This is a genomic window from Roseibium album (assembly GCF_001404515.1).
GTDB lineage: Bacteria > Pseudomonadota > Alphaproteobacteria > Rhizobiales > Stappiaceae > Roseibium > Roseibium album.
Map to the genome: position 1 here is coordinate 77,902 of NZ_CXWE01000003.1, position 23,954 is coordinate 101,855.

Consider the following 23,954-nt stretch of genomic DNA (forward strand, 5'->3'; position numbering starts at 1 on the left):
TAGGTGTTCTGGAAAGTCGAGATGTCAGAGTTTGGGTATCATACCTCTTTCTGAAAGCGGCGTAGGATCATCAATGGCATAATCACCTTCGTGATATTTATTTGTAATTCTACCAGTCTCAGAGTCTCGAACAATCACTGAGTATCCGAAGCTCCGAGCAGGATATTTGCCGTGTGTTCTGAATTGCTCAACAATATGAACACCATTTTCAGGATTTACTCTAATTGATGCTGCGGCTCCTTCGCGATGAGCAAGGTCCTTGCTGTGCCAGCCCAAATCCAGTGGACGTCCCTTATCATCAAATGTTATTTCGGATGCTGAACCATCAGGTGGTGCTTCACGCATGCCATTCAATCGAATGCATTGATACACCGGTAATCTTGTGTTCCGGTTATAGATTGTTTCTGTGACGTAAACGTCTTCTCCATCCTCTAAATGTATCACCCTGTATCATATCAATATTTACTTATGAATTCAAGAAAAACTATATGAAACAACTTCTAAAAAGTGAAATATCGCTTATTTTTACATAAATTACCCGCTGTAATTTAGCTATTTTTCTCGCAATTACAGGATTACGAGGGTTTCCTAGAATAGTTCAGGAAGCCTTTTGGTCATCTTCATTGCATGCTGTTTTTGAGCTCAGTTGCTGGGGATGACCCCCCCGTCAAAAAACTAACTCGAACCAAACTGAGGAGTCAGTAAGGCCTGAAACCTTCTCCACCAGGAGAAGAACGATGAACACATCGTGGAACAAAGAACTGGAAAGTAACAAGGGCAGAATCTGGACACTGGACGAGCAGTGGCTTGTGCCCAAAGCGCCAATCTTGCGGGTGTGGGACGGCGATATTTACTGTGATCCGAAAGAGGAGATTGAATTGCCAGCTTACGAACAGAACCTCGCACGTTTCATCGAGTCGGTTGTGGCCGCGAATTACTGCGGTTCCTCTGGAAGCAAGCGGTTCAACTTTGCACATCAACATGCGACAGACCGGGCCACCGGAGAGCTGTTTGACTGGAGCAGGCGTTTTATCGACCGGGAGCGTTTGCCTGCTAATCCTGAGGACGAGCTCACCGTTTGTGATTCATTCGGACGAACTCCAGATCGGGCGATGAACCATCTTAAGCAGCGGGTTGAAACTCCACGCGACAAAGTTCTGCAGGAAAGAAACCTGTGGCGGGTGTGCTATCTGACGATTGCCATGAAGTGCTTCCTGGCCCGGATTGGCTATCCGGAATTCTGTGAGCGTCGCGTCTACTGATAATTCGGTAGACGTCCGCGCTGTACAAAATGCGCGACGAGACCGGGCCGATCTTAGATCGGCCCGGTTGTTTTTTGATTTCAAACGCGCCGATGTCAGGCCAAGGAAATCGCTATCTTTAAACCGCCTAGAGTCCGCCAAGAACTCGCCACCTATCAGCCCAAGTGGTCCGGCGCAAGATCCCACGGTGCCTTCAGTCAATTCGAGACTGAAGGAGAATTCCATGACGTATCTTGGTTCCAACGAAAAGTGTTCGAACCAGTGCCCTGGCAACGGTGACTGTCAGTTTGTTGCAAGCGCCTGTGAAGCCAAGGCCTGGCAAGCAATTGCCGACCAACCTGTCATTGGCTGCATTGATCATCTCACCACTAATTTCCTTCTGAAGGCTGATCGGGCGGATATGACAATCCTTGTTCAGAACTTTCGCAACGTCGCATCTGCCGACCTGGCGGCATTCGTCCGCCTTGGCGATGAACAGGTTGCCAAACATCCGGCACTGCTCAATCGCATCCAACCGGACAAGCTCAAAGACCAGGATGTGTTCATCGGTCAAGTTTGGGTCCAGGGCAGCCTTGTCGCAGGCGCTTACGGCACCCGGAAGATTGGGCCGGAAGGTGAGCTTTCCAATCACTGGAGTGGCCTCATCTCTAACGGAACGCTCAAAGGTGCGGGGCAGATCGTTTTGGCTGCCCTGATCCTCGCAGATGAGCATTGGCGTGGAGAAATTGTCGATGGTGAAGGTGTTGCCCGTGTCTTGCCAAATGACGCTGTCAACGTTGCTTCGTCCAAAACAATGATGCGCCTTGGATATTATGCAGCCCAGGTTTTGAGCCACCCCGTGACGCTCGAAAACGCACAAAAGGGTTTGCTGGGTTCTGCTGAGCCGAACGGTGCGGACCTGCGTTATGTGTTGCTGCGCGGTTATGGCGAAGAAACCGCTGACCATGCTCGTAACACGCTCTCGGGTTGGTCGGTGTCGTTTGGAGCGGCCAAATGACTTCATCTGAGCGCGCCAGCTAGCAGATCGCCATCGATCTATAGCTTGCGAGCACTGCCAGGATTGAAAAGCCACCGGAACACAATGACGCGAGTGTTGAGCTCGCGTCTTTTTTCGATAGAGCCCGACTGCGGGCAATCCGCCCAAAATCCGTCCGTTCCGCGCCCACAAGGTCGTTCCGCGCAACAGACTGTCGACTGGCAACTTTCTTCACGTGCATTCACGAAAGGAAATGGACATGAGCCAGTCCCACACAAATGCGCCCGACCGTATCAAGAAACCGGAACGGCAACCCTATTTGAGTGTCATTCTCACAGGATTGCCCGTTGTTTCTGCGGCAATGTTGCTAGTCGCGCTTTCAAATTTGGGCACCACAGGAACCGGTGTTACCGGTTTTATAAAAATGCTGCTCCTTCCGACGGCGGCATTCATGGTGAGCTACGCGACGTACCGTATGGCTATCGAAAAGGCCGCAACCCTCTTTTCGGTTGGCTTTAACTTGGCCGCTATTATTGGTCTTGCATCCATCATTATTGTTGGCACAGGCCTGTTCGCGGCAACCTACCCCGGTCTTGTGATCACCCAGGTTGAGGAACGCCGCCTGCAAACCTATCTGTCGGACGTTACAAGATATGCAGATGCCAGGAGTTCTGCGGCAGCAAAGTCCACACAGCTGGTTCCGGTAGCGACTGCGATCGCAACCGATATTGGTACCAACGCCGCGTGCGAACGGACATCTTCTTGTGTCTCGATGAAGGGCGGCGGCGGTTACGGGACTGTTGCCCGGACGCTTGAGACCCTCGCGGGCCGCGCCAGTGCTGTTTCTGGTGAAGCAGCTTCCGGACTTGAGAGGCACAAGATCGTTTTGGCGGACGTCAACGCACATCTTGCCCAGATGGAAGAGACACTGGCGGACGAGACGATTAGTATCTGGAAACGCCGCATCGCTCTGCGTAAACTGGAGACCGGTCTTGGGCGCCTCTTGAACGAACTGGACGAGGCCGTACCCGCATCGATGCTTTCCGCCTATGCTGCGGAATTGCGAGAGGGCGTGGCGCTCACCAATCAGCCGGACGTTTCTGATCGGGTCAATGGATTGCTCGCAAGCTATGCTTCCAACCTAGAGGCTGCGTTGGAGAGCATTGCACCTCAGGCAATCGAGCGTCCCTCATTGCCGCCGCGCACGGGCGCGATCCAGACTTTCGGTTACATCGGCGAGTATGCCCCGATTGCGCTGCTGACCTTTGCTGTGGAGCTTGTCTTCCCGCTCACCTTGTGGGCTTACACGGTCATGGCGCTCCTTTGGGACCGCTATCGGAACAACCCGGATGGTGATCCCTCACCGGCACACGATACGGTGTTCGACGATCTGACCAATTTGCACCCTGTGGACGTTCCGAAACACCGGAAGAAAGGGAAAGAGCCCACTCCACGCCGCATCCCGCGCAAACGCTGATAACCTGAAATCCTGATATCCAGCGGCTTCGTTGCCGCTGGATTTCTTTATTTCTGAGCGGCTCAAAAACCAAAAAAGCTGCTGAAAAACTACTCTCCCATACGGCCTAGAAAATGACCGAAATCCGCCCGGTCTCCTTGCCTGATCGCGTTACGAGAAGGTTGCCGTCCCGCGAAAAGCGGAAACGGACGCCAAAACCTCACCCGAAACGCGATGACGAACAGGACGACTATGCATGGCTTTAGATATTACCTCTTTACCGGTCTCCGGAGGCGTTCTCGCCTCCGGACTTGTTTTTGCCGGACTTTCTGCTTTCGTGCTTGGACCGCTGGTCGCTGAACGTACCGCGCAGAAAATCGGCTGGTACCAGGACTGCGAACGCGAGATTGTTCAGGACCTCCACAGTCACACCTCCGATCCCGTCCAGCAGCCTGCGATCAGCTGCAAGGATATGTTCGGGCACATGCCTGGAGAACATAGGCAGGTCCTGAATTTGTTCGGCATGGGTGCTGCCTGTGCCGCGCTCGACCAAACCCTTGAGCAGAAAAGGCGTCTTGAAACTCTCCGCCAGCAACGGTTGGAGCGCGCCGCTGATGAAGCCGGAGCGAGGTGTTCTTGTGCTGTGGCTCATCTGGTCGAAACAGAACGTGTCTCATTGGCCTTATTTGTTTCGAGCGCTCGGCTGATCACCCCGCCATCCCTCACCGACTTTCGAGCTTCCTTAAAATCATCTGCAGAAAGCCCGATCTGCCGCCGGTTGGCAAGCGTGGAGGACTGAGCCATGATTTTTGGAACCTTTTCCATGGACGCGGTGGCGATCCACACGCATCGGGACAGCTATCTGATTGCGGGCCTAAGTGTCTTCTCAGTCCGCAGGCCATTCCTCCCCCTAGCCCTGACAATAACTCTGGGACTTGGAAGCTTCGGTCTCGCCTTCCACGACCTTTTGTGGCTTCACGAGCAACTCGCGATTGCCGGTCTTTGTCTGGCTTCACTAGTTGGCGGGTGGACACTCGGGCAACTTCAGCTTCTCAGCCGTGATCTTCGCGGTTCTGAGCTCGCCGGTGCGATCTTTGGCACCTACGGCCATTTGAACCGTCTGCGCCGGGAAATCATCGCGGCTAGGTGTGAAACGGTACAGGGAGGTGAAACATGACCCGCCCTGGTACCAAGCCCGGTTCTATCCTGCGGATCAATGGGCGGTTCTTAAGAGCCTGTCTCGCCGGTTTCTTTGCCTGGATATGCTGGAGCTACACCTCCCCGGTCAATTGGGGCTTCGGGCTGCTTGCAGCCATGTCCGCGACCGGTGCATTGGCCGAGTTCATCGGCGCGCTGCTCGAGACCTGGCAATACATCCACCACGAATGGGAGATCTACAGGTACCTCAAACAAGGCAATGCCCCCAAATCCGACCGGTTTGTCTCAGATGATGAGTTGCGCAAAAGCGGTCGCATCAAATGAGCTGGCCGTTTCGAAGGTTCACATCGAACGCTGGTCTTGATCCTGAGGGGCATCGCCTCCTCGGGACGACTTTTAAGGGCGAGCCGATCTGGGCACCCAAAGGCCATTCGCTCCTACTCAGCGCCAATGGCGGTGGAAAAACAACAGCTGGATCAATGGCTTGGCTCTATTCGCTGCTTTCCTCCGTTAGTCGGCCTGCTATTCTGGTTTTTGACAGTAAGGATGGCGAGCTATGTGCCCAGGCTGCGCCCATGATCGCAGAAATGGGAATTCCGGTTGCCGCCATCGACGAAATGGGCGTTCTCGGGCCGGACTATCCCTATCGGGTCACCGTCAATGCTCTTGGCGGTGTTGTCAGTACCTACCAGAGAAACCCTCAGGATCTGGTCTTTACGAGCGAAAACGCCAACCAGGCGCTGATCTCAGACCCGCCAGACGATCAGAAAAATCAATACTTTAGGGATCAACCCCGTACGCTCCTTGAATACATCATCTATGCCCTCCTGAAACGCAAACAGCGTCTTGCCACACTCGGCGCGGTCTGGGGGCTTATCAGCAATCCGGTGATGCTGCTGAAAATCGCAAAAATTGACGCGGTTGAAGGGGATGACCTGCTTAAGGCGCTCGCGATGGACGTGCTTGACATGTCAACGCATGAGCATTGGCCTGCTCACCGGTCTGCTGCTTTCAAGGCCTTGCGTATTTTCTCGGCAGGCTCGCGCATGTTTGAAGCAGGTCTCGATCCTGATGCAACCCATGCCGATCTAATCCGCAAGCGTGCAGTGATCTTCCTTGTGGGGCCTCAGGCCTTCATGAACCGCCTAGGTGCTATCTATGCGCTTCATATCCTGGCCTTCACTGAGGCTCTTTACAAGGGTGCCGGACCGCTCACCATGATCGGAGACGAGTTCACCAACGCCCCTCTTAAACCTTTAGTAGAAACTCTTACAACGCTGCGTGCCTTTGGCGGTGAAATCCATCTCATCGCCCAGAGCCGCTCAGAAATTGAACGCCGTTTTGGTTGGTTGGAAACTCAGACAATCGAAGAAAATGCCATTGTCAAACAATGGTTTGGCTTCAGCTCGTTCGAAGAAGCCGAACGTGTCTCAAAGGCGCTTGGTGAAGGCCAATATGTCTCCACGAACCTGAGCACCGACAACAAGGAAATCCGCCTGCAGAGCACCTATCAAACGGGTAAGGAAAGGCTTTTGACCCCTGCGGAGCTGATGGAAATGAAACCTGATGAGCAGCTGATCCACATAAAGGGGCTTGGGTTCCTGCATGCGCGGAAAACCAGCATGGAGATGATTGCTCCCTACTGCCACCTCATTCGGCCCAATCCGCTTGAAGGCGGCATCTTACCCCCCAATCCCAAGATCGTCCTGCGCACCCCGAAAGGAGCTCACTCATGATTACGTCTGCCCGCTTACTGTCCCTGTTTTTATGGATTGCGGTTCCAGTTGCCGGATATGGCCTTTATGCCGGAAAGGGCCTCCCGCACATCATCTTTGCCTATACGTTCGATGACAACGGCGCCCGTTACGATCTGAGCGTCGAACGGTACTATCGCACCTGTACCTTCATCGGTCCCAACGGAACCTTCACCGTGAACGCCAATAGCGGCAAATGCGGCTGGATCAAGTTCTTTAAGAAGTCAGGCAATGGTTAGTGATGCAAACGCAGGTATTGAGCGACTGTCGGTTCAGGGCAGCGGCGTTTGAGCTTCAGGCGCTGCGTCAGCTCGATCCTGGCAAGCGTCTTGAGGCCGCTTAAGACGAGGTTCTGGGGGACCGAACCGCTGGCAATCTGCCCATCGCAGAAATCACGGTCCTGCAAGGTGAGTTGATACGGCTCTACGGCCTCCCAAAAATCAACGTAGCCCAAAGATTCCAGCCATTCGATCACATCTTCCACATCTTCAAAAACAACCATGTCTTGAGGATATCAAATCACTGAATACAAACGCAAATTTGGTGAGGACGGAGACAATCTCATGAGCAAAGACCTTATGCGCGAACTGAAGGCCACGTTTGATCTGGCAATCCGACAGGATGAAGCAAGGAGCCTGAGCAAAGGCATAGAATGGTCTGCCTTGACCGAAATTGAAACCCGCCACGAAACCGCCCGCGAGGATGCAAGAAATCGGTTCAATGAGGAATATGAAACCCGGTTTGAGCAAGCCCGCCGCGACATCATCAATAAAGCCGGTGAGAAAAACCACGACATGCCGAGCCCATACGGAACGGATCGGTTTAAAGGGGATGCGATCTCCAGGCAGGCTGACCGACGTATCAGGCAAGATCATGAATTTGAAATGACCCAGATCGATGAGGCGGAAGCAAGAGAAATCAGCACGCTGATTGATGCTGCAGAAACGCGCAACCGTTCAAAGGGGCTGGCAAAGGATGCTTTTGCAGAAAACGCTGACCGCCGGTCCGGGGAGGAACGCCGCCTCAAGCGATAGATCAAATGACTTCAATTGGGAAAGGATAGGACCATGAGCGATACGCCTCCAAGAGCCCCTGGAAAAGATCAGAACAATCCTGTCAACACGCTGACCCTGGCACAAAAACATGATGCGTCGATGATTGTGTCGATCATCAAACGGCAGATCGAACGGACTGGTTCCTTCAAGGACGTTTTGACGGACTATGCGCATGCCTATGCCCGCAATGAACGCTTCGACACTCAGAAGGCTGATACCTTCATCAGGGCGGTGTTCAAGGAAGAGTATGGTCAGACAATGAATGAGATGCTCACACAACAAAGGGAGCGCGAGCAGAACCTGCCCAAATCCGCTCATGACGACGCACTCCTGCGCGCCAGATCTGTAATCTCACAGATTGAGCAAGATGCCACCTTGCCGCTCTATCGCGCGGTCGATTGGGAAGCGACCACTATGTCAGCGGACTATTCCATCAGTGAATCTGCCGTCAAAAGACTGATGAACGAGGTCTTTGAAGAGGTTGAGGGCCACAGCTTTTACCAGCGTGGCAAACAAGCTGAAGAAGCTCGCTATGCCCGTCAGGCAGAACCTGACCAGCCTGAACGCGAGGAAGAGCCCGAACAGGGGCATCAGCGCTCCCCGTCGCGGTGAGTATCGCCAGGGAAGGTTCTTGCCTTCACTTGCCATAAGTATATGAAATATAGGAATAAATTCCTTGACAAGGGGAAGTTGTTTCTATAGTTTGTTCTCTTTTTGTTCGAATGAGCAAAGGAGACGAAAGACGACGAGATAGGAGATCATATGACCACCACGCCCAAGAAACCACCAGAGAACACGCAGGGTTCTGAAACCCGCTCTGCAAAACGGCTCACGCCCGTGGTTGGCGTGAATTATGAGCTTTATGCATCCTATCTGGACGATCCTAGTCTCTCCGAACACGACAAGCGGGATATCATCGAAACGCTTTATGGCATCGTCTCGAGCTTTGTCGATCTCGGCTTTGACGTCCATCCCTTGCAAAAGGTTGGTTCAACAATTGGCGTCCCCGGCCCCTGTGAGCAAAATGACGATATTCGTCGGTTGATTGCAGCGGGGATGGTAGACTTGGAAGCGTTGTCCGAAAGCGCCCCGGCAGAACAGGTAATTGCCGCTGATTCCGGTGCAGGAAGGCCGCTTTATCATCACAAGGAGACTTTAGAACCAGACCGAGGAGCCCATGACCTTTGACGATCAAATCATCACCGACGCTGTTATTTATTGCCGCGTCTCTTCCCGCGCCCAAGAAGCGGACGGGCATGGTCTTGAAAGCCAGGAGACACGGTGCAGACAGCACGCAGACGCAAAAGGCTACAAGGTTGCAGCGGTCTTCCCGGACACGATCACCGGGGGCATTGACTTCATGGAGCGGCCAGGAATGGTCGCTCTCTTAAGTTTTTTGGATGCCCAGCCTGATAAACGCTTCGTTGTTATCTTCGATGACCTCAAACGCTTTGCCCGCGATACCCGCTTCCACCTCGATCTGCGTGATGCCTTCCGTGATCGTGGGGCCAAAATCGAGTGCTTGAACTTCAAGCTCGATGAATCCCCGGAAGGTGAATTCATTGAAACCATCATTGCCGCGCAAGGGGCATTGGAGCGCAAACAGAACGGACGGCAGGTCGCCCAGAAAATGCGCGCCCGCATGGAAAACGGATATTGGATTCACAATCCACCGGTCGGTTATGAATATACGACCGTGAAAGGACGCGGAAAGCTTCTAGTCCCGAAAGAACCGCTGGCAACGATCGTCCGCGATTCATTTGAGGGTCTAGCTTCAGGCCGGTTCCAGTCGCAGGCAGAAGTAAAACGCTTCTTTGAAAGCTTCCCGGACTTCCCACGCAACAAAAACAACGAAATTACACAGCAGCGTGTCACCGATGTTCTGAAACAGCCGCTCTATACCGGGTACATTTGTAGCGAGACCTACAATCTCAATTGGCTGAAAGCCCAGCACGAACCGCTCATCTCCCTTGAGACCTTCGATAAGGTTCAGGAGCTGCGTGAAGGTGCCAGCAAGCTGCCAGCCCGTAAGAACATTGGTGATGAGTTTGCCCTCCGAGGGTTTGTTCTGTGTGGTGACTGTGGCAAGCCGTATCGGAGTTCTTGGGCAAAGGGAGCGACTAAGAGGTATCCGTACTATCTCTGCCAAACCAAGACCTGCCCGAGCTACGGTAAATCCATTCCACGGAACAAGCTGGAAGGCGAGTTCGCAGCGATCATTCGTACCTTGCAGCCAAGTCAGCAACTCTTCGACCTCGTAACGCACATGTTCCGGGATATCTGGAATGAACGCTCGGCCCTTCTCGAAGACGCAATCAAGTCCGGGCAGCGTCGCTTGCGCGAATCCGATAGGCAGATCGAAACGCTTCTGGACCGCATCATGGACGCAACCAATCCGACCGTCATCAAAGCCTATGAAGACAAGATTGCTGTTCTGGAGCGTGACAAGCTGAAATTACGCGAACAACTGCAAACAAAAGCACCTGAGAAAGGCACCTTCGACAAAATGCTAGAACTCTCTCTGAAGTTCCTCGCAAACCCTTATAATCTCTGGGAAACCGGCAACATTACCCTCAAGAGAACCGTCCTCAGACTGGCCTTCTCAGAGCGCTTCACATACCACCGATTTGAGGGTGCTAGAACACCCCAAATATCCTTGCCATTCAAAACCTTAGCAGGGATACATGGGGGTGAAATCAAAAATGGTGCCGCTGATAGGACTCGAACCTACGACCCCATCATTACGAATGACGTGCTCTACCATCTGAGCTACAGCGGCGTGTCCTGACGAACAGGTAGTGGCGCATATTGCGCGCGCTCGAAAGCGTGTCGAGTGGGCCGCTAATTACCGGAGCTTGGCCCGAGATGCAAGAGGCTTGCCGAAGGTTCTCCTTGGAAGATCGCTTCTTCCGCATGTTCTGTCCGGGCCTGTTCACCGTGCCCAGGAAATAGCACCGCCCGGACCGCTGCCACAGACCTCGTTTGCCGTCCAAATCGCCGCGTAGTGCGGATCCGGATCTGTCAGTTCCAAAGCAGTGGCTGCGTTGGTGAAAACATCAAGACCTCGATTGGCCCAGGCGCGCTTCGCGACTGGCCAGGACGGAAGTCAGGGGGCTGCCGAAACGCAAGCGATGTGCAAACCCGCCTGCTTCAGGTGTGACACCTGTCGTTCAATTGAAGAACCGGGGACGAGACGTTTTTGCCTTGCTGTCCTTGTCATCGTCTTCAGTTCCCGGATCGTCAGGCATGCGCGACAACGGAAACTGGATTGGACGGTTCTTGTCGTCTTCACCGTCGGCCTTCTCCTCATCGGCTTTCTTTTCTTCGGATTTGGCATCCTCCTCAGACATCTCCGAAGAGGATTTTGCGTCTTCCTTGTCACCGGCGGGCTCATCGCCCGTGTCGTTGTCAACACCGGTGGCAGAAACCGGTTTGTCTTGCTGCGTATCTTCGGACACATCCGGCTCTTCGGCAGCTTTTGCTGCCGGTGTCGGATCTTCCTTGTCCGGTTCAGAAGAAGCTGGCTTCGCCGACGCGTCCGGCAGATCACTCAAAGCGGGGCTGTGGTGAACGTCATCGGTCGTACCTTCATATCCCTGTTTCCCGTTGTTGACCGCAACGGACGGGGCTTTGGCGGGTTTGGTTTCGGCGACCGCCGTCTCAACCGGAGCTGCCTCCTTTTTCAGAGGCTCTGCCTCCAGCTCGACGATTTTAGCCTCCGCGACGGATTTCGTCTCCTCGATGGGATCCTGCTCGGCGGGTTCGACCGCTGCCATCGGTTCGGCAGGAGCCGCCACCGGCAAGGCCGGGGCCTCGAACAAACTGTCTTCGACAAGGTCGCCATCTTCATCCACGGCAGTTCCCGGGTTGGTCCACTGGAAGGCATCCAGCTTTCCGGTCACCGGAGATACCGGCTGCCATTCGGCCGACACGATACCGTCGGCAACCCAGGCCTTGTCCTGCGGCGCCTTCAGCGCACGCGCCAGCCAGTCACGCATACGGCCCCTGTCGCCATGCTCGGCTTCCTCCACTTCTGCCATCAAAAGGAAGGCAGACCGTGTCGGTTCGGACTGCAGCACTTTCTTCAACTGCGTGCGCGCTTCTTCGAATTCACGTGCTTCAATGGCAGCGCGTGCGATCGCCATCGCGCCTTCAGGCGTGTTGGTACGCTGTGCGGAAAGGGACTTCACGCGTTTCAGCCGATCGACCGCCGAATCGCCGGTGCGGACGTGGGCGTAGGTTTCGGCCAGCTCCGGATTGGGCGACAAGCGCCAGGTTGCTTCCAGCACCTTGGCAGCCTTGCGGATATCGCCCCGCCGGGTTGCAAGGCGGGACGTCAGGACGGCAGCCGGCACCAGGTCGAGCGCCAATCCATGCGCTTCCTTTGCAAGCGAATAGGCACGCTCCGGTTCTCCGTCCTCGAGCTTCTGCGCAAGCGCCGTCAGGATAACAGCCCGCTCCCGGCGATAGCTTTTCTTGTCCAGAAGCTTGGCGGCATAGTTGCGCTCCAGCGTCTTCAGTGCCTCGTCCCAGTGATGGGCAACCGCCTGATAGCCAAGCACAGCTTTCCCGGCCCACTCCAGGCCCGGTGAGGTTTTGGCGGCTTCTTCCGCGTAGTGACGCGCCGCCACGGGTTCCCTGTGTCGTTCTGCTTCGACGAACAGGCCATGCAGTCCCAGCGCCTTTGTTTCGGGATCGTCCAGCATGGATTCGAACCGCTGCCGTGCTTCATCATCCTTGCCGGCAAGCTGGGCCGTCTGCGCCAGAAGCAGCTTGGCCGCAGGTTCCTCGGACAACAACCGGTCTGCCTCCAGACCATGACGCCGGGCGAGTTTTGCATCCCCGGTGCCAAGTGCGATCAGTCCGTGCGACAGGGCCGCGTAGCCCTTGTCCTGGCGGCGGCGCTTGAAGAACCGGTTGGCGATCTGCGGCGATTTCAGGATCACCCGGATAATCCATACGGCAATCAGGAAGACCGCAAGCAGTGCGCCAACCACCAGCGCTGCGACAACCGGAGGCTGTTCCCAGACATATCCGTCCCAGCTGACCGAGATTGTCCCGGGCAGGTCCGCCACCCAGCCAAACCCGGCAGCCAGGCCGAACAGCAGGAGAAAGAACAAAAAGACGCGGATCATAAAGCTCGCTCCCAAGCGTCGCCGGGCGACTCCGGCTCAAAACAACTACTGCGTGGACGACCGGCCAGCGGTCGCCGCTTAACTGTCCTTCCCAGCAAGCGCACTAAGCACTTCCTGTGAGGCCTTGTCTGTTAACCCATCGACCTCAACTCTCGCCTCGGCATGGGCAATCCAATCGCTGCCGGCTGCCTTTGCCGTTTCCGGAAGCTCCTGAAAGGCTGCAATCGCACCCTTGAGATTACCATTGGAAACAGCATTTTCCATGCGCCGCAAGGCTGCTTCCGGCCCTGTGCCATCTTCATCACCCGGGCCTCTGACCGCAACGATGGATTTCGCGCTCGCAAGCAGACTGTTCAGGACGTCGTCGGAATGATCCGGCTCGGAAAATGTCTGATAGATCTTCCGGGCGACCGGTGGGAACTGCGCGATCAGGACGGAAACCGGTTCGACGCCGCTCTCCGCATGCGCCTCTAGCGCCTTGAGATCGATATCGGCCGGCAATCCTGCTTTGACAGCTGCAAGCTCTGTCGCGTAGGGGCGGCCCGAATCGACCGCCGACTTGAGCGCGGAAACAGACAATGCTCTAGCGGCGACTTCGCGCGCGGTCGCATCGCCCATTGTGCCTTCCACATGCTGAAGCCGTTTTGAAATCGCGTCCAGCTCGGCCCGGATGGTTTCCAGTGCAGCCGAATTTGCGGCGCCGACCGAATTGATATCGGAGGAAAGGCTCGACAGAGTTTCGGTCGCACGGGCCTGGCTGTCGGCAAGTGTTTTCAGGGAAACGTCGGATGTTGAGACAGCGGTCTGGGCCGCCTTGGCAGTCGCTTCGGCGTTCTGAACACGGTTTTCAACGCCGGAGAGCTGCGTCTTCAGCGCACTTACTTCACTCTCCAGGCCGGTGAGCGATCCGGAAAGCTTGCCCGCTTCGCTTGTCGAGGCAGTTGTCTCGCCTTCCAGTTTGGAGAGGCGCTGCTCGAGTGGCTTCAGGTCAACCTGCGACTGCGATCCGGTTGAACTTTCCAGAGCCGCAAGCCGGGTCTCCAGGGGTTTAAGGCTGATTGGGGCGCCTTCTCCGTTGCCACTGGCCGCAGCTGTAATATCGCCGCGCAGGCTTTCAATGTCCTGTTTCAGGGCGTCAATCGCGGGCGAGACATCCGCAGATGCCGACGAAACGGCGTTCTGCAGGTCGCTTTCAAGCGAAGATACCTTGCTCTCGAGCGCGCTTACCGCCGCACTGGCGTCCTGACCTTGCGCAGACGAACTGACATCACCGAGTTTTTGTTCCAGTTCGGAAATTTTTCCTTCAGCTGCCGAAAGAGCGCTTGCAAGCTGCTGATCCTGCTCCGGCGTGAGTTTGAGAATTCCGGCCTGGTGCAGACCAAAGCCGCCGCCCAGCACAATAATCCCGCCGATCACAGCTGCTATGAGAACCCCGAACGCGCCGACACCGCCGCGATCATCTGTCGGTGGAGGGCTTGAAAAACTCGAAGATCCTGAAGACTTCGCCGAGGCTCCGGTCGACGCGGGTTTCGCAGTACTCGCCGCGGCGGAAGCGCCACCTGTCGAAGCAGGCTTGGTGGAAGCAGAGGACGTTGACGTTGCAGATGCGGTCGTCCCGGTTGGTTTCGCAGAACCTGCGCTTGATGTTCCAGACGGTGAGGAAGAACCGGCCGATGCCGCTGAACGAGGTGTTGAATCGCGCTTGACACCAGACGCTGAACTCGCCGTCGAGGCACCCGGTCTGGAGGAGGCGGGACCGGAGCCGGAAGGCTTCGCGTCCGCTGGTTTCTTGTCTGCTGCCGGCGTCGCTCCGGCCTTGGGAACGCTTGTCGACGCACTCGAAGCACCAGGGCTACCAGGCTTTTCGTCCACCTTTTCAGCCTTCAGATCGATTGTCACCGGCCGTTTGGAACCGGTTCCCGAACCGCTCGCCGGCGTCGTACCGCTGCCCGGCTTGTCCGAAGCGCCGCTGCCGTTTCCACCTGAAGAGGACGTTCCGCCAGAAGATTTCTTGTCCGTCGCCATCTACTCTCCTCCTGAACCTTCCGGTCACTTACTATACACACCTCTTGGCGAAGCGGTACCGGTGCGGCATGTCTTTGTCGCGCTGCAAAACAACGACTCCACCGGATCTGGTTAACACTCTGCTAAGGCCAGATCCAATAGTGCTTTTTCGCATGGGGCGTCAGCCACTTCTACCCTCATATAAACAGATAGTGGCTCTGCCGCCCGATGCGAGATCGTGTAAATCCGCAAACTGGAGAAATTGTGATCCGGCTCCTGGTTTCTGAGCAAGCGCAGCAACACGTCTGCCGTGCGTCTTGAATAGACAAGCACCCCGTCATAGCCCCCGCTCCGAAGCGTTTCGTTGAAGGACTGGGGAAATGCCGTCACCTCCTGCATGCTGTAAACAACGGATACCCGGCAGCACAGGCCTCCTTCCGCCAGAATGCCTTCCAGGTTTCCTGCGCGCTCCTTTGCCGCGGGATAAAGCACATCTCCCGGACCCAGCCTGTCGCGACTGCCGAGAATCAGATGTCCAAGCGCTTCAACGTCACCTGAAGCGGATACAACATCGCGGTACCCGGCCCTCCGGCAGGCATCAGCCGTCGCATCTCCCACCGCAAATACGGGAAGATCCTGAAGATCACGCAGTTGCGCATGTCGTTCGAGCGTTGAAAGGGCGCGGCGGCTTGAAATTGCAAGTGCCGCAACGCCGTCAAGGTCAAACTGCGCGGGTGGTTCTGCTCGAAAATCCAGGAGCGGAGCTTCATCTGCATGGTGACCGGCGGCCCTTATCTTGTCGGCTGTTCGCTTGCAGTCGGGTTGCGGCCGTGTCACCAGAAAGCGCATCAGGTCAGTGCTCCGACAGAAATCCGGGTCCCATCCGCATCTTCAGCGTTTCGCCGACACCAACACCGATCTTTGCCGCATCTTCCGCAGCTCCGGTTGCCTCAGCCTCGTGTGCTTCGCTTCCGTCGGGTTTCAGGACGATTCCCTTGAAGTGCAGCTGGTCGCCATCAAGCGTTGCAAGGCCACCGATCGGTGTCCGGCAGGAACCATCGAGAACGGCAAGAAAGGCCCGTTCGGCATCAAGCCGGGTCTGGGTCGACTGGTCGTGGATCGCCGCAAGCCTGTCAAGCGTGGCAGCGTCACCTTCGCGGCTTTCGATGCAGATTGCCCCCTGACCGACCGCAGGAAGAAATGTATCGGTGTCAAGCAGACTGGTGATCTCCCCTTCAAGACCCAGCCGGTTGAGGCCCGCCGCGGCAAGAAGTGTCGCATCGACGGCGCCTTCGGCCAGTTTTCGCAGCCTTGTCTGCAGGTTGCCGCGATACATCACGACTTCAATATCCGGTCTCAGCCGCTTGATCATGGCCTGGCGGCGCAGCGAACTGGAGCCGACCACCGCGTTTTGCGGCAACTCGGCAAGCGAACCGGCCTTTGGAGACAGGAAAGCGTCGCGAACGTCTTCTCGCGGCAGAAAAGCCGTCAGCGCAAGACCGTCCGGCAGAATTGTCGGCATATCCTTGGAAGAATGAACAGCGATATCAATACGCCCGTCGAGCAGCGCTTCCTCGATTTCCTTGGTGAAAAGACCCTTGCCGCCAACTTCGGACAGCGGTCTGTCCTGAATGCGGTCGCCGGAGGTCTTGATGACCTCGATTTCAAACGCCTCTTCCGAAAGACCGTGCGCCGCCATGAGCCGGTCACGGGTCTCGTAGGCCTGCGCCAGTGCCAGCGCACTGCCCCTTGTTCCGATACGCAAAGGATTTGATTGCAAGGTTTACCGTCCAGATGTTACGCCCGGCAGGAAAATGCCGGACATGCGATGAGTTTAACAGTCTTATGACCTATTACAGGCCGCGATTGCAAAACCAATGACTTCAGTCAATTCAAAAGACAATGCGACCAATCTGACTGTCCTGGGCATTGAAACCAGTTGCGACGAGACTGCTGCCGCCGTCGTGCGCGGTCCTGTTCAACGGGAAATCCTCTCCAACACCATCCGATCCCAGATCGACGAGCATACCGAATTCGGCGGTGTCGTTCCCGAGATCGCCGCGCGTGCCCATATCGATGTACTTGACCGCATCGTCGCTGAAGCCATGAACGACTCCGGCTGTTCCTGGGATGATATCGATGCTGTTGCAGCGACGGCCGGCCCAGGTCTGATCGGCGGCGTGATCGTGGGCTTCATGACGGCCAAGGCAATCGCCATGGCGGCAGACAAACCGCTGATAGGCGTCAATCATCTGGAAGGGCATGCGCTGACTGCCCGCTTGACGGATGACCTGGATTTTCCGTTTCTCCTGCTTCTGGTCTCCGGTGGCCATAGCCAGTTTCTGATGGTGCGCGGCGTCGGAGATTATGAACGCCTCGGCACAACCATCGACGATGCGATCGGCGAGGCCTTCGACAAGACCGCCAAGCTGCTCGGGCTGCCCTATCCAGGCGGACCGCATGTCGAAAAGATGGCGGCAAAAGGTGATGTCCGCCGCTTCAGACTACCCCGTCCATTACTGGATCGACCCGGTCTTGACATGTCCTTTGCCGGGTTGAAAACCGCTCTGCGGACCCAGGCGAAAAAACTGGAACCGGTCGACGACCAGACCATCGCGGATCTTTGCGCCGGCTTTCAACGGGCAGTATCGGATGTTCTTGCGACCAGGACAGGAACGGCCCTGAACCTGTTCCGGGAGCGGCATCCGCAAAGCGAACCGGTGATAGTGGTTGCCGGAGGTGTGGCTGCCAATCAGGAAATCAGGAACGCCCTCACGCACGCTGCCGCTGAAACCGGCGCCCGATTTGTCGCCCCTCCCATGCACCTTTGCACCGACAATGCCGCCATGATTGCCTGGGCCGGGATCGAGCGCATGCAACTCGGGCCGGTGAACGACATGAGCCTCCCCCCACGCCCGCGCTGGCCGCTTGATTCGGAAAATGCCGGCATACTGGGCGCAGGCAAGAAAGGCGCGAAGGTCTGAAAGGACTTTCCCGTTCGAACAAGAGCGTCGGTATCTTTCTTCATCACTGCGGATTTGACGCTGCGATCACAAACTTGCCCTTTTGCCCGTGCAGGGACCCTGATAGGAAGCAATGCCCTCCAGCAAAGGAATTCGGCAGCATGCGCGTCTATCACAAGGCATATGTTTACCTGACTTGCGGCAGTGAGCTTCTTGTGTTTTCGGAGCCCGATTATCCGGAAGTCGGATTGCAGGTTCCGGGCGGCACCCTGGACCCGGGTGAGAGCTACCTTCAGGCCGCCAGACGCGAGTTTTGCGAAGAAACCGGACTTTCGTTGGATATCGCGCTCGAATCGTTCGCGGATCAGGATCGGATCCTCGAAAATGTTCCCGATTGTCTCGACGGCCTGCATCGGCGGCGGCATTTTCACGGCCGAATACCGGAGAAGCCTGCCGCGGAATGGGAACACTTCGAATCTTCGCCAAGCGCGGGCGGTCCGCCTATCCGGTTCCGCCTGTTCTGGATCGACTTGTTCGCAGATGGCCCGCCGAGCGAGACCCGGTTCTTTGAAGGTTTTGGAGTGCAGCTTGAGACACTACGGTCGCGCATGGAAGGGCAGAACAATGGGCGCCATTAGGACAGTAGGCGTTGTTGGAGGGGGTGCCTGGGGCACGGCCCTTGCACTGACGGCCGCGCGCGCCGGACGCGAGGTTCGGCTTTGGGCAAGGGACACCGAAACGGTCTCCAACATTCGCTCCCGGAAGCAGAACCAGCGCTATCTGCCCGGCATTACCTTTGACGAGGACCTGAACGCAACCTCATCGCTGCGTGAAATTGCGGACGCCGACGCGATCCTGCTCGTTACACCCGCGCAGACCACCCGCGCCCTGCTCGCCGCTTTGAAGGAGACCGGTACGGTTCGGGGCCCGGTAGTGTTGTGCGCCAAGGGCATCGAACAGACATCAGGGAAACTCTTGTCCCGGATCCTGAGCGAGGAACTGCCGGGGGTTGAGCCGGGAGTCTTGTCCGGTCCGAGCTTCGCCGACGATGTTGCACGTGGGCTGCCGACCGCCGTTACGGTTGCGGCAAACTCGGCCAAGACAGCCCTCAGCCTGTGTGAAGCGCTGCAGTCAACATGTTTCCGGCCCTATGCGTCGATCGATGTGCTTGGAGCTCAGATCGGCGGTGCATTGAAGAATGTTCTGGCCATCGCCTGTGGAGCCGTCGTGGGCCGCAAGCTCGGCGCCAGCGCCCAGGCTGCACTGACCGCTCGCGGCTTTGCCGAGCTGACACGGCTTGGAACTGCCATGGGAGCCCAGGGCGAAACGCTGACAGGCCTTTCCGGCCTTGGTGACCTTGTCCTGACCTGCTCCTCCACCCAGTCCCGCAATTTTTCCTTCGGCCTCCGACTTGGTGAGGGTTTCATGGCGTCGGAACTGATTTCCGCCGGAGGCAAACTCGCCGAAGGCGCCTATTCCGCCAGGGTCGCGGTCAAGCTTGCGCAAAAACACGACATTGAGGTGCCGATCTGCGAGACGGTTGCCCAGATGATAGACGCCGATCTTTCGATCGACGATGCGCTCAACACCTTGATGGCACGTCCGCTGAAAGCGGAAACGGAAAGTCTTTGAACGCCTCAATCCGGCATTGAGTTTGTATCAACTCGGCCCTAGGTTCGGACAAACTACGTCAACCAGGGATTCCACATCATGCTCTATGCCTTGATCTGCACCGACAAGCCCGGTGCGCTTCAAACGCGCCTGGACACCCGCGATGATCACATCGCCTTTCTCAAGGGGCTCGGTGCCGGGCTGAAGGCCGCAGGCCCGTTTTTGGACGACGACGGCAACATGACCGGTTCCCTGGTCGTGATTGAAGCGGCCAACCGGAACGAGGCACTGGCCATAGCCGAGGAAGACCCCTATGCCAGGGTCGGCCTTTTCGAAAGCGTTGAAATTCGCCCATGGAACTGGGTGGTCAAGAATCCGGAGGTCTCATAAGTGCAGTACTGGCTGATAAAATCCGAGCCGGACAAATGGTCCTGGGAACAGCAGAAAGCCAAGGGTGATGTCGGCGAACAATGGGACGGCATCAGGAATTATCAGGCGCGCAACAACATGCGTGCCATGAAAATCGGCGACAGGGCATTCTTCTATCATTCAAATATCGGCAAGGAAGTTGTCGGTGTCGTCGAAGTGTGCAGCGACATTCATCCTGACACGACAACGGACGATCCCCGCTGGGAATGCGTGGACTTCAAGGCTGTCTGCGACATGCCGAAACCCGTCACCCTTGTTGACGTGAAGGCTGAAGAGCAACTTGAAAAGATGGCCCTTGTGGCCAATACGCGCCTTTCCGTACAGCCCGTGACCGAAGAAGAATGGAAAATTGTCTGCGATATGGGCGGCCTGAAAGAACCGGCCTAGTCCATGCCGATCATCGATGATAGGACTGACTTCATCCGCCGCGAGACCCGCATCAGACCGGTTCCTCATGCTGAGGAAATCAGCCTCCATGTCGCCGACGAAGCCATGGAACTGTGGCAAAAGACGGAAGATGAACTGGGTGAACTCGGTCTCGCGCCACCGTTCTGGGCATTTGCCTGGGCGGGCGGTCAGGGTCTGGCCAGGTATGTCCTGGACAACCCGTCGCTGGTCGCTGGAAAACGGGTGCTCGACTTTGCATGCGGCTCAGGCCTGGTTGGCATTGCGGCAATGATGTCCGGCGCCCGGTCCTGCCATGCCGTGGATATCGATTCCTTCGCACTTGCGGCAACTGAACTGAATGCTGAATTGAACGGCGTCGAACTCAGCTTCGAAATCGGTGACATTACGGCTTTTCCGCTTCCGGCCGCACAGATCGTCTTTTGCGGTGACGTCTTTTACGACAAACAGATGACCGACAGGATTCTGCCGTTTCTGGACAGGCTCGTCGACGCCGGCATCGACGTGCTGGTCGGAGATCCCGGCAGATCCTATGTGCCGATCGATCGTCTCGAGGAACTGGCAGCGTATCGTGTTCCGGTTGTCGGTGCTCTGGAAGACAGTGAGATCAAAAAAACCCGCGTGTTCCGGTTTGGGAAAAATTGATCCGCAAATCGTGAGTTTTCGGGAAGATCTTGCGAAGTGGTCGGATACACAAAAGTTTTTGCCTGGCGGGACTTCCTCTTTGCGCCGCTTGCGATAGGTTAGCCGCTCTGGCGAACAAACTGCCCCACCGATTGGAAGTGTTTCTAGGAGTTCTTTATGCCCATCGTTAACCGCCTTGCTGATCTGGCTGACGAGATCACGGTCTGGCGCCGCGACTTTCACGAAAATCCGGAAATTCTCTATGAAACCGTCCGCACAGCCGAAAAGGTCGCGGAGTTGCTGGAAAGTTTCGGTGTCGACGAAGTCACGACGGGCATCGGCAAGACGGGTGTCGTGGGCGTGATCAAGGGCCGCAACGGCGGCACAGGCAGGACCGTCGGACTGCGCGCCGATATGGATGCGCTTCCGATCGAGGAAGCGACACAGAAGCCATATGCCTCGAAAATCCCTGGCAAGATGCACGCCTGTGGCCATGACGGCCACACGGCGATGTTGCTCGGCGCGGCCAAGTACCTTTCGGAGACACGCAATTTCGACGGCACGGTTGTGGTGATCTTTCAACCCGCTGAAGAAGGTGGTGCCGGGGCAAAGGCGATGATCGACGACGGCTTGATGACCCGCTGGCCGATTGATGAAGTCTACGGCATGCACAACTATCCGGGCATGCCGGTCGGTGAATTCGCGATCCGCAAGGGTCCGATCATGGCAGCGACCGATGAGTTCCGGATCACGATTACGGGCAAGGGTGGCCACGCCGCCAAGCCGCATCAGACAATCGACCCGGTCGTCGTCGGATCCAAGATGGTGTCCGTCCTGCAGACAATCGCCAGCCGGAATGCAAATCCGCTCGATTCGGTCGTCGTCTCCGTGACTGTGTTCAACGCCGGAAATGCCTTCAACGTTATTCCACAGGAAGCACTCTTGCGAGGAACAGTCCGGACCTTGAGCCCTGAAATGCGTGATCTTGCCGAAGAGCGCATGAACAACATTGTCAGGTCGATCGCCGAAGCATTTGATGCACGCGCAGAACTGGAGTTTCGCCGTGGATACCCGGTCACGGCAAACCATGATGACCAGACGGATTTCGCGGCCGAAATCGCCGAAGGCATCGCCGGCGACGGCAAGGTCAACCGGAACATTGAACCCATGATGGGCGGCGAGGACTTTTCCTACATGCTGGAAGAACGCCCGGGCGCGTTCATCTTTGCCGGCAACGGTGACACCGCAGGTCTGCACCACCCCGAATATGACTTCAACGACGACCTTATTCCTGTCGGTTGTTCCTACTGGGTAAAGCTTGTTGAAACGGCATTGCCAGCAAAAGCTGCCTAGTGCGCTTTTGGCCCGTTCCGCGGGATGACGAATCTTCAGATTACCTATAAAACAAACGCCGGTCCCGACCGGCGTTTTTCATTTGGGCATTTCACAATGGCACTTTCCCCGTTCAAGCTTCCCTTTATCGCCACGTACATACTGGTAGGTGCCGTCGTCGGTGTTCTGGTGATCCACCCGCTCAATCTGGTGGTCGTCTGGTGGGAACTCTCCCGTTTTTCTGAAACAGCGCCGAATGTCCTGGAATTTCTTTCAGCGCGCCTGTGGCTGATACTGCTGCCCCGTCATCTCGATGTCGCGATTGCCTACACCTTTGTCGGCGCGATCGTCGGATTGGCCTTCGGAGTCTTCACCCGCAACTATCTGCGCACCACCGAGGCCTACAAGTCGCTGCGCGACGAACAGACGACGCAGATCCCGGCAATCATGAATCAGGGCGAAAACGAACGGGTTGAATTCAAGTCTTCACTTCGCTGGGACATGAAGGAAGACCGCATCAACCGTGGCCTCGAAAAGGTCATCGCCAAGACGATCGCCGGCTTTTTCAACGCGGAAGGTGGCTATCTGCTTGTCGGCGTCGACGACGACGGCAAGGCGCTCGGGCTCGACAAGGACCTGTCCACGTTGAAAAGCCCGGATCTCGACGCTTTCGAGCGCACGGTCAACGACATCGTTTCAAAATATCTTGGCGGGGACCTGTGCCCCTACATCCACACGGTCTTCGCCAGGGTGGATTCAAGCGACGTGGCGATGATCATCATTCGTCCTACCCCACGTGCTGCCTATCTGGATGAGAACCGCTCCTCGGCGTTTTACGTTCGCAGCGGCAATTCAACACGCCAGTTGGATGTTCGCGAAGCCTTGAGTTACGCCAAGTCTCGCTGGAACTGACGGGATGGACGTCTTCGCATCGGTTTTTCCCGATCAACTCGGCAGTTTCTCGACAATCGCCCTGGTCATTGCCAGCTTTTTCACGTCTGCCCTGACTGCCGCGGTCGGGCTCGGTGGCGGCGTCGCACTCATCGCAGTAATGGCAACTCTCATGCCGGCAAATGCCCTGGTTCCTGTCCATGGTGTCGTGCAGATCGGCTCCAATGGCGGGCGCGCGCTCGTTCAGCTGAGGCACGTCGACTGGTTGATCGTGGCCTGGTTCACGATCGGCGCCGTGTTCGGCGCGGCCCTCGGTGGCGCCATTGCGGTTGAGCTGCCGTCGTCTGTTCTGCGGGCCGGCATCGGTCTCTTCGTGCTGTGGGTTGTCTGGGGCAAGCCTCCGAAATTCGTCAATGTTCAGAAACGGGCCATGGCGGCAGCCGGCTTTGCATCGACATTTCTTTCCATGTTTTTCGGCGCCGCCGGTCCGATCGGCGGTGCCGTACTCTCCACCCTTGGCCTGACACGACACGGTTTCGTCGCCAACCAGGCCGTCACCGCCCTCGTCATGCATGTTTTCAAGATCATCGCATTCGGCGCACTCGGCTTTGCCTTTGCCCCCTGGGCCGGCCTGATCGTCCTGATGATCCTCAGCGGCTTCCTCGGCACGCTCGCCGGATCGCGGCTGCTCGGCAAGATGAACGAGAAAACCTTCCGGACCGGTTTCAAATGGGTGATGACGGCCCTGGCGCTGAACCTGCTCTGGCAGGCAGGCCGAAACTGGTTTTGAAGCATTCGCACCGCGAATTGCCAAGCTTGACGGTTCCAGAAGCGTCACTTGAGATATTCGCAACAGGCTTTGCCTTGAAAGACGAAGCCCGACGCGGTAACTGAGCCCG

At 56.6% G+C, this 23,954-nt stretch carries 27 protein-coding genes, 1 tRNA gene and 1 pseudogene; 21 read left to right on the top strand and 8 right to left on the bottom strand.

Translation table 11 applies throughout. The annotated features are described in order from the left end of the window. Positions 1-24: 24 nt before the first annotated feature. Positions 25-345, bottom strand: coding sequence for a hypothetical protein (locus LA5095_RS32355; protein WP_144435942.1), 321 nt, complete (start codon positions 343-345; stop codon positions 25-27). Positions 346-737: 392 nt separating this feature from the next. Between LA5095_RS32355 and LA5095_RS09775 the strand changes: the two genes are divergently transcribed. From LA5095_RS09775 to LA5095_RS09785, 3 genes are all read left to right on the top strand, one after another. Next, on the top strand, positions 738-1,262 hold the full coding sequence (locus LA5095_RS09775) for a hypothetical protein (RefSeq protein WP_055114471.1): 525 nt from the start codon (positions 738-740) through the stop codon (positions 1,260-1,262). Positions 1,263-1,485: 223 nt separating this feature from the next. Then, positions 1,486-2,259: a hypothetical protein gene (locus tag LA5095_RS09780; RefSeq protein WP_055114472.1), complete on the top strand. Its 774-nt coding sequence runs from the start codon at positions 1,486-1,488 to the stop codon at positions 2,257-2,259. Positions 2,260-2,497: 238 nt separating this feature from the next. After that, positions 2,498-3,715: a hypothetical protein gene (locus LA5095_RS09785; protein ID WP_144435943.1), complete on the top strand. Its 1,218-nt coding sequence runs from the start codon at positions 2,498-2,500 to the stop codon at positions 3,713-3,715. Between the two features lie 256 nt (positions 3,716-3,971). Here the strand turns inward: LA5095_RS09785 and LA5095_RS09790 are convergent, their stop codons facing one another. After that, positions 3,972-4,346 (bottom strand): hypothetical protein, encoded by a 375-nt coding sequence (locus tag LA5095_RS09790; protein WP_055114476.1) that lies wholly within the window; start codon positions 4,344-4,346, stop codon positions 3,972-3,974. A gap of 150 nt (positions 4,347-4,496) precedes the next feature. Here LA5095_RS09790 and LA5095_RS09795 point away from each other — a divergent pair, with 150 nt between their 5' ends. Genes LA5095_RS09795 through LA5095_RS09805 form a run of 4 tightly spaced genes read left to right on the top strand, consistent with a single transcriptional unit; the run spans position 4,497 to position 6,845 of the window. After that, positions 4,497-4,871, top strand: a complete 375-nt coding sequence (locus tag LA5095_RS09795) for a hypothetical protein (protein WP_144435944.1) — start codon at positions 4,497-4,499, stop codon at positions 4,869-4,871. After that, entirely contained in the window at positions 4,868-5,176 is a 309-nt protein-coding gene (locus LA5095_RS32360; RefSeq protein WP_144435945.1) for a hypothetical protein, read from the top strand. Before LA5095_RS09795 ends, LA5095_RS32360 begins: the two co-directional genes overlap by 4 nt. Beyond that, on the top strand, positions 5,173-6,588 hold the full coding sequence (locus LA5095_RS09800) for a type IV secretory system conjugative DNA transfer family protein (protein ID WP_055114480.1): 1,416 nt from the start codon (positions 5,173-5,175) through the stop codon (positions 6,586-6,588). The genes LA5095_RS32360 and LA5095_RS09800 overlap by 4 nt, the downstream gene beginning before the upstream one ends. Continuing rightward, on the top strand, positions 6,585-6,845 hold the full coding sequence (locus LA5095_RS09805; protein ID WP_055114482.1) for a hypothetical protein: 261 nt from the start codon (positions 6,585-6,587) through the stop codon (positions 6,843-6,845). Before LA5095_RS09800 ends, LA5095_RS09805 begins: the two co-directional genes overlap by 4 nt. On the opposite strand, the gene LA5095_RS09810 is transcribed toward LA5095_RS09805, so the two are convergent. Next, on the bottom strand, positions 6,842-7,108 hold the full coding sequence (locus LA5095_RS09810) for a hypothetical protein (RefSeq protein WP_055114484.1): 267 nt from the start codon (positions 7,106-7,108) through the stop codon (positions 6,842-6,844). The two genes, LA5095_RS09805 and LA5095_RS09810, sit on opposite strands and share 4 nt — an antisense overlap. A 61-nt stretch (positions 7,109-7,169) precedes the next feature. Between LA5095_RS09810 and LA5095_RS09815 the strand changes: the two genes are divergently transcribed. From LA5095_RS09815 to LA5095_RS33510, 4 genes and pseudogenes are all read left to right on the top strand, one after another. Continuing rightward, positions 7,170-7,640 (top strand): hypothetical protein, encoded by a 471-nt coding sequence (locus LA5095_RS09815; protein ID WP_055114486.1) that lies wholly within the window; start codon positions 7,170-7,172, stop codon positions 7,638-7,640. Positions 7,641-7,673: 33 nt separating this feature from the next. Next, a complete protein-coding gene (locus tag LA5095_RS09820) occupies positions 7,674-8,273 on the top strand; it encodes a hypothetical protein (protein ID WP_055114488.1) in 600 nt (199 codons plus the stop codon). Positions 8,274-8,423: 150 nt separating this feature from the next. Then, on the top strand, positions 8,424-8,849 hold the full coding sequence (locus LA5095_RS09825) for a hypothetical protein (RefSeq protein ID WP_055114490.1): 426 nt from the start codon (positions 8,424-8,426) through the stop codon (positions 8,847-8,849). Then, a pseudogene (locus LA5095_RS33510) lies at positions 8,839-9,816 on the top strand (recombinase family protein); the annotation flags it as partial. The gene LA5095_RS09825 and the pseudogene LA5095_RS33510, both read left to right, overlap by 11 nt. Before the next feature lie 548 nt (positions 9,817-10,364). Here LA5095_RS33510 and LA5095_RS09840 read toward each other — a convergent pair. The 3 genes from LA5095_RS09840 to LA5095_RS09850 all read right to left on the bottom strand — a co-directional run bounded on the left by LA5095_RS09840 (position 10,365) and on the right by LA5095_RS09850 (position 14,212). Beyond that, positions 10,365-10,440 (bottom strand) — tRNA-Thr (locus LA5095_RS09840). 391 nt (positions 10,441-10,831) lie between these two features. Further along, a complete protein-coding gene (locus tag LA5095_RS09845) occupies positions 10,832-12,796 on the bottom strand; it encodes a heme biosynthesis HemY N-terminal domain-containing protein (protein ID WP_055114496.1) in 1,965 nt (654 codons plus the stop codon). A 78-nt stretch (positions 12,797-12,874) separates the two neighbouring features. Further along, positions 12,875-14,212, bottom strand: a complete 1,338-nt coding sequence (locus tag LA5095_RS09850; protein WP_055114499.1) for a COG4223 family protein — start codon at positions 14,210-14,212, stop codon at positions 12,875-12,877. A 7-nt stretch (positions 14,213-14,219) separates the two neighbouring features. Between LA5095_RS09850 and LA5095_RS09855 the strand changes: the two genes are divergently transcribed. Beyond that, complete coding sequence (locus LA5095_RS09855) at positions 14,220-14,936, top strand: hypothetical protein (RefSeq protein WP_055114500.1); 717 nt, start codon at positions 14,220-14,222, stop codon at positions 14,934-14,936. On the opposite strand, the gene LA5095_RS09860 is transcribed toward LA5095_RS09855, so the two are convergent. Both LA5095_RS09860 and hemC read right to left on the bottom strand, forming a co-directional pair. Beyond that, positions 14,933-15,649 carry a uroporphyrinogen-III synthase gene (locus tag LA5095_RS09860; RefSeq protein WP_055114502.1) on the bottom strand — a complete coding sequence of 239 codons (717 nt, stop codon included), beginning with the start codon at positions 15,647-15,649 and terminating at the stop codon, positions 14,933-14,935. The two genes, LA5095_RS09855 and LA5095_RS09860, sit on opposite strands and share 4 nt — an antisense overlap. 4 nt (positions 15,650-15,653) lie before the next feature. Further along, a complete protein-coding gene (gene hemC / locus LA5095_RS09865; RefSeq protein ID WP_055114504.1) occupies positions 15,654-16,580 on the bottom strand; it encodes a hydroxymethylbilane synthase in 927 nt (308 codons plus the stop codon). Between the two features lie 133 nt (positions 16,581-16,713). Here hemC and tsaD point away from each other — a divergent pair, with 133 nt between their 5' ends. The 9 genes from tsaD to LA5095_RS09910 all read left to right on the top strand — a co-directional run bounded on the left by tsaD (position 16,714) and on the right by LA5095_RS09910 (position 23,845). Next, positions 16,714-17,784 (top strand): tRNA (adenosine(37)-N6)-threonylcarbamoyltransferase complex transferase subunit TsaD, encoded by a 1,071-nt coding sequence (gene tsaD / locus LA5095_RS09870; RefSeq protein WP_055115517.1) that lies wholly within the window; start codon positions 16,714-16,716, stop codon positions 17,782-17,784. A 140-nt stretch (positions 17,785-17,924) separates the two neighbouring features. Then, positions 17,925-18,401 (top strand): NUDIX hydrolase, encoded by a 477-nt coding sequence (locus LA5095_RS09875; RefSeq protein ID WP_055114507.1) that lies wholly within the window; start codon positions 17,925-17,927, stop codon positions 18,399-18,401. After that, a complete protein-coding gene (locus tag LA5095_RS09880; protein ID WP_055114509.1) occupies positions 18,388-19,395 on the top strand; it encodes an NAD(P)H-dependent glycerol-3-phosphate dehydrogenase in 1,008 nt (335 codons plus the stop codon). Before LA5095_RS09875 ends, LA5095_RS09880 begins: the two co-directional genes overlap by 14 nt. A 78-nt stretch (positions 19,396-19,473) precedes the next feature. Next, positions 19,474-19,764 (top strand): YciI-like protein, encoded by a 291-nt coding sequence (locus tag LA5095_RS09885; RefSeq protein ID WP_055114511.1) that lies wholly within the window; start codon positions 19,474-19,476, stop codon positions 19,762-19,764. After that, complete coding sequence (locus LA5095_RS09890) at positions 19,765-20,190, top strand: EVE domain-containing protein (RefSeq protein WP_055114514.1); 426 nt, start codon at positions 19,765-19,767, stop codon at positions 20,188-20,190. It begins immediately after the preceding gene. Between the two features lie 3 nt (positions 20,191-20,193). After that, a complete protein-coding gene (locus LA5095_RS09895; protein ID WP_055114516.1) occupies positions 20,194-20,853 on the top strand; it encodes a class I SAM-dependent methyltransferase in 660 nt (219 codons plus the stop codon). A gap of 156 nt (positions 20,854-21,009) precedes the next feature. After that, complete coding sequence (locus LA5095_RS09900) at positions 21,010-22,185, top strand: M20 aminoacylase family protein (RefSeq protein ID WP_055114518.1); 1,176 nt, start codon at positions 21,010-21,012, stop codon at positions 22,183-22,185. 96 nt (positions 22,186-22,281) lie between these two features. Beyond that, the gene (locus LA5095_RS09905) at positions 22,282-23,076 is read left to right on the top strand and encodes an AlbA family DNA-binding domain-containing protein (RefSeq protein ID WP_055115520.1); all 795 of its coding nucleotides are present in this window, start codon (positions 22,282-22,284) and stop codon (positions 23,074-23,076) included. Between the two features lie 4 nt (positions 23,077-23,080). Continuing rightward, positions 23,081-23,845 (top strand): sulfite exporter TauE/SafE family protein, encoded by a 765-nt coding sequence (locus tag LA5095_RS09910; RefSeq protein ID WP_055114520.1) that lies wholly within the window; start codon positions 23,081-23,083, stop codon positions 23,843-23,845. The last annotated feature ends 109 nt before the right edge of the window (positions 23,846-23,954 follow it).

What these genes read in the sequence shown, in the direction of transcription:
- LA5095_RS09820 (WP_055114488.1), top strand. Translation starts at nt 7,674, where the DNA reads ATGAGCGATACGCCTCCAAGAGCCCCTGGAAAAGATCAGAACAATCCT.
- LA5095_RS09885 (WP_055114511.1), top strand. Translation starts at nt 19,474, where the DNA reads ATGCTCTATGCCTTGATCTGCACCGACAAGCCCGGTGCGCTTCAAACG.
- LA5095_RS09800 (WP_055114480.1), top strand. Translation starts at nt 5,173, where the DNA reads ATGAGCTGGCCGTTTCGAAGGTTCACATCGAACGCTGGTCTTGATCCT.
- LA5095_RS09785 (WP_144435943.1), top strand. Translation starts at nt 2,498, where the DNA reads ATGAGCCAGTCCCACACAAATGCGCCCGACCGTATCAAGAAACCGGAA.
- LA5095_RS09895 (WP_055114516.1), top strand. Translation starts at nt 20,194, where the DNA reads ATGCCGATCATCGATGATAGGACTGACTTCATCCGCCGCGAGACCCGC.
- LA5095_RS09855 (WP_055114500.1), top strand. Translation starts at nt 14,220, where the DNA reads ATGAGAACCCCGAACGCGCCGACACCGCCGCGATCATCTGTCGGTGGA.
- LA5095_RS09905 (WP_055115520.1), top strand. Translation starts at nt 22,282, where the DNA reads ATGGCACTTTCCCCGTTCAAGCTTCCCTTTATCGCCACGTACATACTG.
- LA5095_RS32360 (WP_144435945.1), top strand. Translation starts at nt 4,868, where the DNA reads ATGACCCGCCCTGGTACCAAGCCCGGTTCTATCCTGCGGATCAATGGG.
- LA5095_RS09815 (WP_055114486.1), top strand. Translation starts at nt 7,170, where the DNA reads ATGAGCAAAGACCTTATGCGCGAACTGAAGGCCACGTTTGATCTGGCA.
- LA5095_RS09795 (WP_144435944.1), top strand. Translation starts at nt 4,497, where the DNA reads ATGATTTTTGGAACCTTTTCCATGGACGCGGTGGCGATCCACACGCAT.
- LA5095_RS09805 (WP_055114482.1), top strand. Translation starts at nt 6,585, where the DNA reads ATGATTACGTCTGCCCGCTTACTGTCCCTGTTTTTATGGATTGCGGTT.
- LA5095_RS09775 (WP_055114471.1), top strand. Translation starts at nt 738, where the DNA reads ATGAACACATCGTGGAACAAAGAACTGGAAAGTAACAAGGGCAGAATC.
- LA5095_RS09845 (WP_055114496.1), bottom strand. Translation starts at nt 12,796, where the DNA reads ATGATCCGCGTCTTTTTGTTCTTTCTCCTGCTGTTCGGCCTGGCTGCC.
- LA5095_RS09875 (WP_055114507.1), top strand. Translation starts at nt 17,925, where the DNA reads ATGCGCGTCTATCACAAGGCATATGTTTACCTGACTTGCGGCAGTGAG.
- LA5095_RS09780 (WP_055114472.1), top strand. Translation starts at nt 1,486, where the DNA reads ATGACGTATCTTGGTTCCAACGAAAAGTGTTCGAACCAGTGCCCTGGC.
- LA5095_RS09790 (WP_055114476.1), bottom strand. Translation starts at nt 4,346, where the DNA reads ATGAGCCACAGCACAAGAACACCTCGCTCCGGCTTCATCAGCGGCGCG.
- LA5095_RS09860 (WP_055114502.1), bottom strand. Translation starts at nt 15,649, where the DNA reads ATGCGCTTTCTGGTGACACGGCCGCAACCCGACTGCAAGCGAACAGCC.
- LA5095_RS09910 (WP_055114520.1), top strand. Translation starts at nt 23,081, where the DNA reads ATGGACGTCTTCGCATCGGTTTTTCCCGATCAACTCGGCAGTTTCTCG.
- LA5095_RS09825 (WP_055114490.1), top strand. Translation starts at nt 8,424, where the DNA reads ATGACCACCACGCCCAAGAAACCACCAGAGAACACGCAGGGTTCTGAA.
- LA5095_RS32355 (WP_144435942.1), bottom strand. Translation starts at nt 345, where the DNA reads ATGCGTGAAGCACCACCTGATGGTTCAGCATCCGAAATAACATTTGAT.
- LA5095_RS09810 (WP_055114484.1), bottom strand. Translation starts at nt 7,108, where the DNA reads ATGGTTGTTTTTGAAGATGTGGAAGATGTGATCGAATGGCTGGAATCT.
- LA5095_RS09880 (WP_055114509.1), top strand. Translation starts at nt 18,388, where the DNA reads ATGGGCGCCATTAGGACAGTAGGCGTTGTTGGAGGGGGTGCCTGGGGC.
- LA5095_RS09900 (WP_055114518.1), top strand. Translation starts at nt 21,010, where the DNA reads ATGCCCATCGTTAACCGCCTTGCTGATCTGGCTGACGAGATCACGGTC.